The following is a 12,222-nucleotide window of genomic DNA, read 5'->3' as shown; positions in this document are numbered from 1 at the left end:
ACGAGAACGCCCCATGCCCAGCCCCGCCCGCATGACCCAAACCCTCCAGCAAGGCCTGCGCCGTCTGATTGGCGGCGCCACACGCCAGGCCCAGCCCTACCGCCTGTTCGACCTGGTGCTCAGCCGTCGCCTGACCCTTACCCCTTCGCTCACCCGGCTGGTGTTCACCGGCCCGGACGTGGCGCAGATGACGACCCTGGCCCCAGACCAGCGGGTGAAGCTGTTCTTCCCCGCGCCCGATGGCTCCGTTGCGCAACTGCCTGCCGACCAGCACTGGAAGGCCGCCCACAGCGCGCTCGCTGCCGAGCAGCGCCCACCCATGCGTACCTACACTTTGCGCGCACTGCGCCCAGAGGCCTTGGAGGTGGACGTGGATTTCGTCCTGCACGGCGTCAACAGCCCTGCCTCAGCCTGGGCTACCCAGGCGCAGCCGGGTGATCGCCTGCAGATGCTGGCACCTAATCTGGCCTATACGGGAGACCCTGGTGGGTACGAGTGGAAGCCGCCGCAAGGGGTACGTAATGTGCTGCTGGTCGGGGATGAAACGGCGCTGCCAGCGATTGCCGGCATCCTCGAAGCCTTGGCCGTGACGCAACCGGACCTGGCGGTGCAGGCGTTCATCGAGGTGCCATTGCAGGCCGATTGCCTGGATGTGCGGCATGGCAGCGGCGTCGAGTTGCACTGGCTGCCACGCGATCTGCTGAACTGCGAGCACGGCCAGGCCATGCTGCATGCCGTGCATGAACTGGCCCGCCTGCCCCAGGGGCATGCCGTGCCCAGGGCCAGGCTGGAGGATATCGATATCGACAAGCGCATCCTGTGGGAGCAGGCCAGTACCGCCTGCAGCGCGTTCCACGCCTGGGTGGCGGGCGAGTCGGCCACGGTCATGGCCATCCGTCGTCATTTGATCAAGGAGCGCGGGTTACCGCGCCAATGGCTGACCCTGATGGGCTACTGGCGTGCAGGCAGAACTTTGGACTGAAGGGGTATAGCCGGGGGCACGCGGCCCCCGGCTGGGCTCAGACCGCCGCGGCCACGGCAGCAGCGAAACGCTGCGCGACCTCGTCGACCTGTTCGTCGCTGATGATCAAAGGCGGCAGGAAACGCACCACGGCCCCGTGGCGGCCACCGAGTTCCAGGATCAGGCCTCGCTTGAGGCACTCGCGCTGTACGCGCGGGGCCAGTTCGCGGTTGGCCGGCGGGTGCCCCTGGGCGTCCGCCGTGCCGTGCGGATCGACCAGTTCCACGCCCAGCATCAACCCCCGGCCACGGATATCCCCCAACTGCGAATAGTCCGCCTGCAGGCGTTGCAAGTGCCCGCGCAGGCGCTGCCCCATGGCCTCGGCATGGTCCGCCAGGCGGTGCTCGACCAGGTATTCGAGCACGGCAGACCCTGCGGCCATGGCCATCTGGTTGCCGCGGAAGGTGCCGGCATGGGCGCCCGGCTTCCAGGTGTCGAGCCAGTCGCGGTACACCACCACGGCCAGGGGCAGGCTGCCACCGATGGCTTTGGACAAGGTGACTACGTCTGGGACGATACCGGCGTGTTCGAAGGCGAACATGCGCCCGGTACGGGCGAAGCCGCTCTGGATTTCATCGACGATCAGCGCGACGCCCGCCTGCTCGGTGATGCGCCTTACGCCCTTGAGCCACTCGATGTCGGCGGGTATCACGCCGCCTTCGCCCTGCACCACTTCCAGAATCACCGCTGCTGGCAGCGGCACCCCGCTTTCGGGGTCGAGCAGCAGGTTTTCCAGGTAGTGCAGGTTGGCCTTAACGCCCGCCTCGCCGCCCAGGCCGAATGGGCAGCGATAGTCGTAGGGGTACGGCATGAACTGCACGCCGCTGCCCAGCAATGCGCCCAGGGGTTGCTTGGGACCCAGGCTCCCCATCAGGCTGAGTGCCCCTTGGCTCATGCCGTGGTAGGCGCCCTGGAAGGTCAGGACCGTGCTGCGTCCGGTGGCGCTGCGCACCAGCTTGAGCGCCGCTTCCACCGCATCGGTACCGGTCGGGCCACAGAACTGCACCTTGGCTTCACGGCGCAGTGCTTCGGGCAGTACGGCGAACAGGTCCTGGACGAAGCGGTCCTTGACCGGGGTGGTCAGGTCCAGGGTGTGCAGGGGGAGTTCATCGGCCAGCACGCGCTGGATGGCTTCGACCACCACGGGATGGTTATGGCCCAGCGCCAGCGTACCGGCCCCGGCCAGGCAGTCGATGAACTGGCGGCCTTCGACGTCCTCGACATAGATGCCACGGGCTCGTTTGAGGGCCAGCGGGATACGGCGGGGGTAGCTACGGGCATTGGACTCCTGTTGCTGCTGGCGGTGCAGCAGCGGGGAGTCGGTGAATTCGTACAGGGGATGCGGGGTGGTGGCCGGTGGGATCTGAGCAAGGCTGGTAGCGGTGGACATGGTGAATCCTCGCAAGCAAGCGAATGGGCGGTAGTCGCTTGAGAGACGCTTGGCCGGGGGGAGGATTTAGGGGGGGGCTTGCTCTTGCTCTTGCTCTTGCTCTTGCTCTTGCTCTGGCTCTGGCTCTGGCTCTGGCTCTGGCTCTTGATCTTGATCTTGATCTTGATCTTGATCTTGATCTTGATCTTGATCTTGATCTTGATCTTGATCTTGATCTTGATCTTGATCTTCGCGACTTCAGAAGGCCGAACGCAGGTCTTGCGGAGGGAGGTGACAGGCATGGATGCCTGTCAAGCGCTGGGCCCCAGGATGGGGCCTACAGCGCGGTCCTCCCGGGAGCAAGACCGGAGTGAGGGAACCCCGAAGCGCAGCGTAGGGGCCGTATGAATGGAGCGCAGCGTTTTTTGGTTACTTTTTGTCGCGTTTGACAAAAAGTGACTCGCCGTAAGGGCGAAAAGGTGATTAAGCGTCGCCATCGCAAATGGACTATGCTCTCTATCAACACCCACACCAACCCAATCAAACTTCAAACTTCAAACTTCAAACTTCAAACTTCAAACTTCAAACTTCAAAGCGTAGGCGCATATACCAAGTTGGTATTCATTAGCGCGGGTGGCGCACAGTCACCCTTCCGCCCTTACGGCGGCTCACTTTTTGTCTTGTCAAAAAGTAAGCAAAAACCGCCTGCTCCTATCATCCGGCCCCTACGCTCCGCTCCGAGGTCCCCTCGCTCCGGGCTTGCTCCCGGGAGGACCGCGCTGCAGGCCCCATCCTGGGGCCCAGCGCTTGACAGGCATCCATGCCTGTCACCTCCCTCCGCAAGCCCTGCGCTCGGCCTCCTGAAGTCGCGATCTGCGGCGCCTGAACTACCGCGCGCTTAGAAGCAAGAGCAAGAGCAAGAGCAACTGCAACTGCAACTGCAACTGCAACTGCAACTGCAACTGCAACTGCAACTGCAATGATTATAGATCGAGAAGTCTACCAGAATAGGTAGCAGTAGACATCTTCACCGACTATAAAAGAACTAGCTTGCTCAACCACCTCTTACACTGCGTGCTTTGGGCCCCAGAATGTTCAGACAACGCCCAGGATCACCCCGCAGGCCGCGCCGGCACCTGCAATACCACCCTCAACCCATCACTTCGGCTATCGAATTTCAGGCTACCCGCACAGCGCTGCACAATTGCCTGAACGATGGCCAAGCCAAGTCCGCATCCGCTGCTCTGGCCATGACGCCAGAAACGCTCGGTCAGGTGCCCGAGGTCTGCCTCGGCGATGCCTGGCCCGTGATCGCGCACCATGAACCCCACCTGCCCCTCCACGGCCTGTACCTCCAGCTCCACCGCATCGTCACCGCCATGGCGCAAGGCGTTGTCCAGCAGGTTGCGCAGCGCCGCCACCGCGAGCGGTGCGGGCATGCTCAGGTAGACCTGGGCCGCCTCGGGCGGCAAGTTCAGGACGATCCTGCGGTTGTCACCACCCCCGGCGTCCTGCACCGCCTGACGCGCGACTTGCTCGGCACTGCACTGCACACCGTCGTCGAACGACAAGCTACCCTCCACCCGTGCCAGCATGAGCAATTGCTCCAGGGTCCGGTGCATGCGATCGGCGCCCTGTTCGGCATGCTCGAGCGCTTGTTCGCGCACCGTGCCCTCGGTCATGCGAGCAACCTGCAGGTGGGTCTTGATGGCTGTCAGCGGGCTGCGCAGCTCATGGGCGGCATCGTCGGTCAGGCGCCGCTCGCGCTCGATGGTCTGGGCGATGCGCACGAACAGCTGGTTCTGGGTCTCCAGCAACGGCTGGAGCTCACTGGGCATGCCGGCCACCTGCAACGGCTCGACACTGTCGGGGCGCCTGCGCCGCAGGGCATCGCGCATGCGATTGAGCGGCTCCAGGCCTTTGCCCAGCCCGATCCAGAGCAAGCCCAGGCTGCCCAGCAAGGCCATCAGCACCGGCGCCGAGGCAGCGAGCAGGATGGACTGGTTCAGGGCTTCGCGCTCCATGTGCCGGTCGGCTGTGGTGATGCGTACATCGCCATGGTTGTAGGTGAAGGTGCGCCATGAGGCATCGTCGATGGTCTGGTCGCGAAAACCACTGCGCCCGTCATCCATGACGCCATCGTGCTTGTGGTTGCTGGCCAGGATTTCCCCACGCAGCGAGCTGACCTGGCAGGCCATGCCGTCCGGTACGCTCAACTGGTCAGCCGCATAGTGAGTACCTTCGCCCTTGACGCTGAGCGGCTGGGGCAGCTGGTCGATCAGGCCGGCAACCATGCGTGCAGATGCCACCAGGCGCTGGTCGAGGGAGAACATCATCTGCTGGCGCAGGTCGCGCAACATCCAGGCGGCGGCCAGCGCCCAGATGATCACGAAGGCACTGCCCAGGATAAGGCTCAGGCGCACACGCAGGCTCATGATGGCGTCTCGGTGGGTGCATTGGCTGGGCCCAGGCGATAGCCTAGCCCGCGCACGGTCTCGACGATGCCATTGCCCAGCTTGCGGCGCAGGTGATGGATATGCACGTTCAGCGCATTGCTTTCCACTTCGTCGTTGAACCCGTACACGCAGTCCTTTAATTGCTCGCTGGACAGCACGCGCCCGGCGTTCTGCAACAGGGCCTGGAGCAAGGCTTGCTCACGACGAGACAGGTCCACGGGTTTGCCGGCAAGCGTAGCCTCGCAGCTGCTGGGGTCGTAACGCAGCGGGCCATGCTCGATCACGTTCACCGCACGGCCGGCGACTCGGCGCAGCAGGGTGTGCAGGCGCGCGGCCAGCTCGCGCAGGTCGAACGGCTTGAGCAGATAGTCGTCGGCCCCGGCCTGCAGGCCGTCGACCCGATCAGTGACCGCATCACGGGCGGTGAGCACCAGCACTGGCAACGTCTCACCTTGCTGACGCAGGCGGCGCAGCAGCTTCAGGCCGTCCTCGTCGGGCAGGCCAAGGTCGAGGATCATCACGTCGAACTGCGCAGCCTGGAGCATGGCCCGGGCGGCGGCGGCATTGCCCACCCGGTCGACGGTCAAGCCCTGTGCGGCAAGGCCTGCACAGATGCCAGCAGCGATGAGGTCGTCGTCCTCGCAAAGCAGAACGTGCATGGGTGGGGCTCCCGCAATGGTGTGGCCGACATTGCAGCGTGAATGGATTAAGGGGGAATTATGGACGCAGGCACAGGGTTTGGGGAGAAGGATTGGGCGGCGAAACGTGCGGATTGTCTGACAGTCAACGAGCGGTCTTGCCGGAGCGCCGGACCATGCGGTGCTTAACTTTGGGGGTCAACTGTCATGCACCACATCTGGAGTCTATCGGCTTCCCGTGTGGGAGCGGCCCTTGTGCCGCGATGGGCCGCGCAGCGGCCCCGGCACTATCAGCTGCGAAGCTGAAACCTCAAAACAGCGCCCCCCCCTGACTGATCCAGCCAGGCCCTTTTATAGAGATCGCTATCTTCCAGATACAGCGCAGCACCACGTGCCCCGCCCTGCTCAACGCCCTAAAACGCCCAGCGCCTCGGGCGTATCCACATCCATCAACACCCCCGCATCCGACACTTCGATCACCGTGCACGAGGCGCGGTTGGCATGCACCACCGCTCTGGCGCCTTCGTCACCGGTCAGCCCCAACAGCGCCGGCCAGAACGCGCGCCCGAAGATCACCGGATGCCCCTGCTGCCCAGCATGACGCGGCAGCACGATGGTCGAAGCCTGGGCGATCTCGGCCAGGTGCCTGAGGGTCGCGGCCTCTATCCAGGGCATGTCCCCCAGCAAGATAGCCACCGCCTGCGCATCGCTGTCAGCCAGGGCGGCAACGCCTGCTGCCAGGCTGTGCCCCATGCCCGAAGCTGCCTGGGCACTGACGACCCAGCCACAGGCGGTGCCCAGGTCGAAGTCCTCGCGGCCCTCGTCCTCGCGTAACACGACGCGCACATCCTCGAACACCGCCTCGGCCCGTTGTACACATTGGGCCAACAGGCTGCGCCCGTCGGGCAGCAGGGCCCGGCGCTTGTCGGCACCGAAGCGCCTGCTGCGCCCAGCGGCCAGGACCAGCGCCGCCACCTTCACAAGGCGGCCCGGTCAAGCCCGTTGCGCACCCGCAGTACATCTGCCAACACCGCCAATGCGATCTCGGCCGGCGTCTTGCTGCCCAGGTTGAGGCCGATGGGCGCATGGATGCGATCCAGCGCATCGGTATCCAGGCCGCCGATGCGGTGCAGCCGCTCGCGGCGTTTATCGGAGGTGGCGCGCGAACCCATCACGCCGATATAGAACGCCTCGGTACGCACGGCCTCGAGCATGGCCAGATCGTCGATCTTGGGATCGTGGGTGAGCGCCACCACGGCGGTGTCGGCATGACAACCGCCATTGAAGATGAATTCCGAGGGCAGCTCGCGGCGTACCTCGATACCGTCGATCTGCACCCCTTCGAGCACCTCCTCACGTGGCTCGCACAGGACCACTTCGAACCCCATGGCCTTGGCGAATTCGGCGCAGTACTGGGCAACACTGGAATACCCCGCCAGCAGCAGCCGCTGGGCGGCACCCACGCGCAGATGCACGCAGTCACCGTCGCGGTGCACGCGCGGCCCTTGACCGGCTGCGTCTGTCAGACCCTGGATGCCGCTGGGCACCTTGACCTGGCGCAGTACCCGCCGCTGACCCTGCAACGCGCTTTCCAGCTGGCGCAGGTGGTCTTGCACCTCGCACGTGGACGGCAGGCGTTCCACCAGCACGTCCAGCACGCCGCCACAGGGCAAGCTGACCCGCGAGCGCGGGTCGCTGCCATCGCCGTAGCGCACGATGGCCGCCGGTTGCACGAACTCGCCCAGGGCCACGCGTTCAAGAAAATCGTCTTCGACGCAACCGCCGGACAACGACCCCAGCCACTGGCCCTTGTCGTTGACTGCCAGCAACGAGCCCGGCGCGCGGGGCGCCGAGCCGTAAGTGGCGAGCACGGTGCACAACCACACCGCTTGACCTGTGCTAGACCACTGCAACGCCTGGCGAATCACCTGTAGATCGAGATGCTGCACGCTTTACTCCGCTTTCAGCTCGGCCAGCTGTTGTTCACTGAAATCACCGGGCAGCCCGCCCCATGCCTGACGCAGGTAGTTGACCATGTCGGTCACCTGGCGTTCATCGAGCTTATCAGCGAACCCTGGCATCGGCTGCATGCGCTCAAAGCCGGTGAACTGCTGCTCGCGGATCCCGTCGAGTATCACCTTGGCCAGGTTGCGCGAATCGGCCTGGCGCAGCACCGTATTGCCTTGCATCGCCACGGCGATGTGCGGCTTGCCCTGGCCCTCCACGCCGTGGCAACCGGCGCATACGTTCAGGTATTGCTGGCGACCGCGCTGGGCACTTTCGCTCATCTGCGTCAGCGGCACGGGCGCGATCGCCTTGGCCACCGGCGGGTTGTCGCCGAGCAGGTAAGTGGCCATGGCGGCAAGGTCGGCGTCTTCCAGGTGCTGAGTGCTCAGGTGCACCACCGGAAACATTTCGTTGAACATACTGCCCTGGGCGCTGATCCCGTGCTTGAGGAACGCGGTCAGATCCGGTTGCGACCAGCCGCGCTCGGCCAGGTCGGTGGCCAGCAGGCTCGGGGCCAGGTATCCGTTGAGCAGCCCACCGCTCAGACGCAGGTCCTGCTGCAAGGCGCCGACCGCGTTGCGCGGGGTGTGGCACTCGCCGCAGTGCCCCATGACCTCGACCAGGTACTGGCCACGCTGCCAGGCAGGGCTGCTGCCTTCGACAGGCTGGGCCTGCACGCTCTTGCCGTACAGCATGTTCCAGCCGCTCAGGCCAAGGCGCACGTTGAACGGAAAACGCAGGGCCGTCTGGGGTGCCGGGCGATGGACCGGGGCGATGGTCTTGAGGTAGGCGAAGATCGCATCCGAGTCTTCACGCCGCATCAGGTGATACGAGGTATAGGGCATGGCCGGATACAGGTTGGCGCCGTCCTTGCGCTTGCCTTGGGTGACGGCCGCGAAGAACTCGTCGGCGTTGTAGTTGCCGATGCCGTACTGCTTGTCGGGTGTGATGTTGGTGCCGTAGATGGTGCCAAACGGCGAATGGATCGGCAGGCCACCGGCGAACGGCGCTCCGCCCTCGGCCGTGTGGCACGCCATGCAGTCGGCAGCACGGGCCAGGTACTGGCCGCGCTTGATCTGGCCGTCATCACTGGCCAGCGCCGAGCACGTTGCGGCAAGGCCAAACGCTAGCGCCAGGGCGCTACGGAAAAAGCCCATGCTCAACCCTCCTTTACCAGGCCGAGGTCATCGAGCACCGTGCGCGTGGCCTGGTAGTAGCGCACATAGCCGGTGCAACGGCAGATGTGGTGACCAAGGCTGGCTTCGATACGTGCTTGCACCTCGCTCTTTTTCAGCGGCTGGCGCTGTGCGGTTTCCACCAGGACTGTGGCGGCGTTGACGAAGCCTGGTGCGCAGTAGCTGCACTGGAACGCGAACAGGTCGACGAACTTCTGTTGGATCGGGTTCAACGTAAGGTTGCCAGCCTCGTCCTGCTGGGCGTGGCCTTCGATGGTACGGACCTTCTTGCCTTCGAAGTAATGGGCGCCGGTGATGCAGGTGCGCACTTCTTCGCTGGTGCCGTCGGGGTTGTCGACGATCACCACGCAGGCGTGGCAGATGCCCTGCCCGCAGCCAAGGCGCGAGCCGGTGAGGTTCTGGTGCTCGTGCAGGTAGTCGATCATCGCCAGGTCGTCAGGGACCTGGACCGGGCCGACCGGTTGACCGTTGAGGGTCAGTTGCAGTGGACGGTTAGCCATTGAGGGCCTCCTGGATACGGGCTGGGGTAATGGGAAGATCGCGTACGCGCTTGCCGATGGCATGGGCCACGGCATTGCCGATGGCACCGACGATCGGGATCATCACCACCTCGGCGATGCCTTTGGACGGGTCGGTGGGTGAAAGCGGCGGAAGAATCTCGCTGCTTTGCGTCCATACCGCCACATCACGCGCGTGCGGCAGGCGGTACCGGTTGAAGTTCCAGTCGCCCTCCCCCGGCCCGCCTTCGTACAACGGCATTTCCTCGGTCAGTGCATGGCCAATGCCCATGGCGATGCCGCCTTCGAGCTGGCCCTTGACCAGTTCAGGCACCAGCACGCGGCCGCATTCGACCCAGCTGTGGTGATCGAGGACCTGCACCTGGTGCGTGCCTTTGTTCACCTTCACCTCCACCAGGGTGGCGACCGGGCTGTAATAGGTGACCATGGCGTTGTTCAACTGTGTATCGGGGTAGGCAGGGTTCTGACGGTCGAGCAGGTGGTAGCCGCTGCTGGTCATCTGCGCCTTCTTGGCATTGGCGGCGCCGTCGCCGTACTTCACGGCCAACGCGTCGAGCGGGAAACGCTCGCGCACGCCGTCGATGACGAAGTCGGACTCAGCCCAGCTCCAGCGGTTGAAACCGTGGACGCTCACGCCTGTTACCAGGCCCATGGCATGGGCCTTCTCGGCCAGTTGCGCAAAAGGAATAGGCGCCAGGCCGTTGCCGGTCAGCTCACCGTTGACCCACACTGCGTTTTCCCGACGCACCACCAGCGGGTTGGCCTGGCCGCCGTGCGGGCCCTGGGTCCAGATGGCCATGGCAGCAGGCCATAGGCCGTGATTGAACAACGCGCGAGCCGCCTCGCGTGTGGCATGGCTGAAATAGAACGCCGAGTTGGTCGCCGACGAGGGTGAGGCCAGCTTGCCGACCCAGCGCGGGTTGCGCAGGGCGGCGTCCTGTTCGGCCTGGCTGATCAGGTACGGGTTGCCGCTGGTGGACAGTTGAAGCTCGGGCCACTCGGTGACGGCAGTGAGCACTTCGTCGGCCGAACGGCCCAGGAAATCGCTGACCACCAGTGCCTGGGAGGTGGACATGCCGGTGCCAAGCTCGGTGCCGATGTGGCGCAGGCTGATGCGCCCGTCGCGGCTGAACTCGATGCTGGCCATGGGTGCTTCGGCGCCGGTGCCGAAGTCTTTCTGGCAGATGGCAAAGCCAGTGCCGTACCAATGATCCGGGTCGCTGGCCTCGCGCCGTTGCTTGCGTGCATCACGGTTACGCCAGCCTTCGTGCTGAGCCGCCTTGTCGAGGATCTCGTGCAGGCGCAATGCACCGGCTGGCACCGCGCCCTGGGTATTCTTCATGCCCGACTTCAGGGCATTGTTGCGCCGCAGGTCAATAGCATCGACGCCCAGGCGGCCGGCCACTTCGTCCACCATCATCTCGGTGGCGGCCATGCTTTGCAGGGTGCCGTAACCGCGCATGGAGCCGGCTTCCACTGCCCGCGAATGATAGGCAGTGACTGCCAGATCGTTCTGCGGCATGTAGTAGATCGACTGGGCAGCGGTAGCGCCTACGGCTGCAACGGAGGGGCTGTAGTTAATGCGACCACCGCCGTCACAGCTCATGTCGGCACGGAAGATCTTGAAGCTGTTGTCCTTCTTGTCCACCGCCAACTGGTAACGGATGTCGAAGGCGTGGCGCTTGATGCCGCTCTGGAATTGCTCGTAGCGGTCGTTGGCCAGGCGCACCGGCACGCCCTCGCCATACAGCGCTGCCACGGCAGCGTAGAAGACGAAGATGTTGTTGTCCTTGGAGCCGTAGCCGACGGTGTAGCCTGGGTGCATGTTCAAGTGCTTGAGGCCAAAGCGTGACGGCTTGATCATGTGCACGCATTCCTGCGCGGCCTCGAACGGGCACTGGGTCGCCACGACGAAATGCAGGGTGCCGCTGGCCTCGTCGAACCAACCGTTGCCGTTGTCCGGCTCCAAGGCCGCCGGCTCGATGGAGGGGGTCTTGAAGCGCTCGTCGAAGACCAGCCAGTGCTCGGGCGGGTTGGCCAGCTGTTCGGCCATGCGGTTGGCGTAGAACAGGCCCTGCTCGGTGAGGTCGCCATGTTGGTTGGGCGACTTGGACCACACCGGCTTGCGGTTGAGGATGGTGGGAAACAGCGGCGAATCCTTCAGGCTGGAGAATTCGTCTTCGTCGAACGGGGTGGCGCCACCCACCCGCACGAAGCGGAAACTGCCGTAGGGGTCACGCTGGTACAACGGCGCCTGGGCGCCGTAGCGAATCACCTGGTCGTTGAATTGCAGCAGGCGCTTGGCCTGACGAAAGCGCTCGAAGTCGTGCCAGATCAGCAGCGCCACCGGGTGGCCGATGAACATCGGGACCTTGCCAGGGGGCAAGAGCGGGTCTGGCGAGTGCGCCTCGGGCCAGGCGATGCCGTCGCGCTCCAGGTCGGCAGCGGTGACGATGCGGTCCGGTTGCAACTCGGCACCCAGCACACTGAGGTCGTAGCCTTCATAGAGGCGGTCGGCCTTGGTGGCCTTGAGCAACAGAGCGTGGCCTTGCTGCGCAGGCCAGCCGGGCATGTCCTTGGCACGAATGTCACGGGCGAAGACCTTGTTGCCACAGACTTTCGACAACGCGTCGTTACGAAAGCGCGCCTTGCCGTCATGGTTCATCCATTTGAGCGGCGAGGCGGTAACCCGGTCCTCCATCAACGCGGCGAACGCCTGGCTGCCAAGCGGCGCCAGGGTCACGCCGACGCCAGCGATCAGGCCGCCTTGCAGAAAGGCGCGCCGGGAAATATCACGGTTGGACATGCTTGATCCTCTGGGCAGCAGGGGGTGCTGCCCATGTGTTCTTAATTCTTGTGCAGGGGTCGAGGGGGTCGAAACCCTGTCGTGCAGGTCAGGAAAAACTGACTTGATTGTCAACTTTACCGCATTGACGCCATCACAAGCAAAGTCAAGCTGACATTGTGTCGCGGTATTTCGTCGAACCCGGAGGTCAGCCGACTTGCTTCAACCCTAT

The 12,222-nt window shown here is 64.5% G+C and carries 9 protein-coding genes; 1 reads left to right on the top strand and 8 read right to left on the bottom strand.

What is annotated here, in order from left to right; all coding sequences use genetic code 11:
* Positions 1 to 13: 13 nt before the first annotated feature.
* Positions 14 to 982: a siderophore-interacting protein gene (locus FH041_RS02590; RefSeq protein WP_140174152.1), complete on the top strand. Its 969-nt coding sequence runs from the start codon at positions 14 to 16 to the stop codon at positions 980 to 982.
* A 37-nt stretch (positions 983 to 1,019) separates the two neighbouring features.
* On the opposite strand, the gene FH041_RS02585 is transcribed toward FH041_RS02590, so the two are convergent.
* The 8 genes from FH041_RS02585 to FH041_RS02540 form a co-directional block, all read right to left on the bottom strand.
* Positions 1,020 to 2,411, bottom strand: coding sequence for an aspartate aminotransferase family protein (locus tag FH041_RS02585; protein ID WP_027916320.1), 1,392 nt, complete (start codon positions 2,409 to 2,411; stop codon positions 1,020 to 1,022).
* A 1,091-nt stretch (positions 2,412 to 3,502) separates the two neighbouring features.
* Positions 3,503 to 4,825: an ATP-binding protein gene (locus FH041_RS02570; RefSeq protein ID WP_028687949.1), complete on the bottom strand. Its 1,323-nt coding sequence runs from the start codon at positions 4,823 to 4,825 to the stop codon at positions 3,503 to 3,505.
* Positions 4,822 to 5,505 (bottom strand): response regulator transcription factor, encoded by a 684-nt coding sequence (locus FH041_RS02565; RefSeq protein ID WP_027916040.1) that lies wholly within the window; start codon positions 5,503 to 5,505, stop codon positions 4,822 to 4,824. The genes FH041_RS02570 and FH041_RS02565 overlap by 4 nt, the downstream gene beginning before the upstream one ends.
* A gap of 384 nt (positions 5,506 to 5,889) precedes the next feature.
* The gene (locus FH041_RS02560) at positions 5,890 to 6,465 is read right to left on the bottom strand and encodes an NTP transferase domain-containing protein (RefSeq protein WP_027916039.1); all 576 of its coding nucleotides are present in this window, start codon (positions 6,463 to 6,465) and stop codon (positions 5,890 to 5,892) included.
* Complete coding sequence (locus FH041_RS02555; protein ID WP_027916038.1) at positions 6,462 to 7,433, bottom strand: XdhC family protein; 972 nt, start codon at positions 7,431 to 7,433, stop codon at positions 6,462 to 6,464. Before FH041_RS02555 ends, FH041_RS02560 begins: the two co-directional genes overlap by 4 nt.
* A gap of 3 nt (positions 7,434 to 7,436) precedes the next feature.
* Positions 7,437 to 8,648, bottom strand: coding sequence for a cytochrome c (locus FH041_RS02550; protein ID WP_033695153.1), 1,212 nt, complete (start codon positions 8,646 to 8,648; stop codon positions 7,437 to 7,439).
* Between the two features lie 2 nt (positions 8,649 to 8,650).
* Positions 8,651 to 9,187: a (2Fe-2S)-binding protein gene (locus tag FH041_RS02545; protein WP_023535868.1), complete on the bottom strand. Its 537-nt coding sequence runs from the start codon at positions 9,185 to 9,187 to the stop codon at positions 8,651 to 8,653.
* Positions 9,180 to 12,011, bottom strand: coding sequence for a xanthine dehydrogenase family protein molybdopterin-binding subunit (locus tag FH041_RS02540; RefSeq protein WP_140174151.1), 2,832 nt, complete (start codon positions 12,009 to 12,011; stop codon positions 9,180 to 9,182). Before FH041_RS02540 ends, FH041_RS02545 begins: the two co-directional genes overlap by 8 nt.
* Positions 12,012 to 12,222 lie beyond the last annotated feature (211 nt).

It is taken from the genome of Pseudomonas sp. SWI7 (assembly GCF_006351945.1).
GTDB classification, from domain to species: domain Bacteria; phylum Pseudomonadota; class Gammaproteobacteria; order Pseudomonadales; family Pseudomonadaceae; genus Aquipseudomonas; species Aquipseudomonas fulva.
Note: the sequence above shows the minus strand (reverse complement) of the source record. Positions and strands in the feature narration are given on the sequence as shown.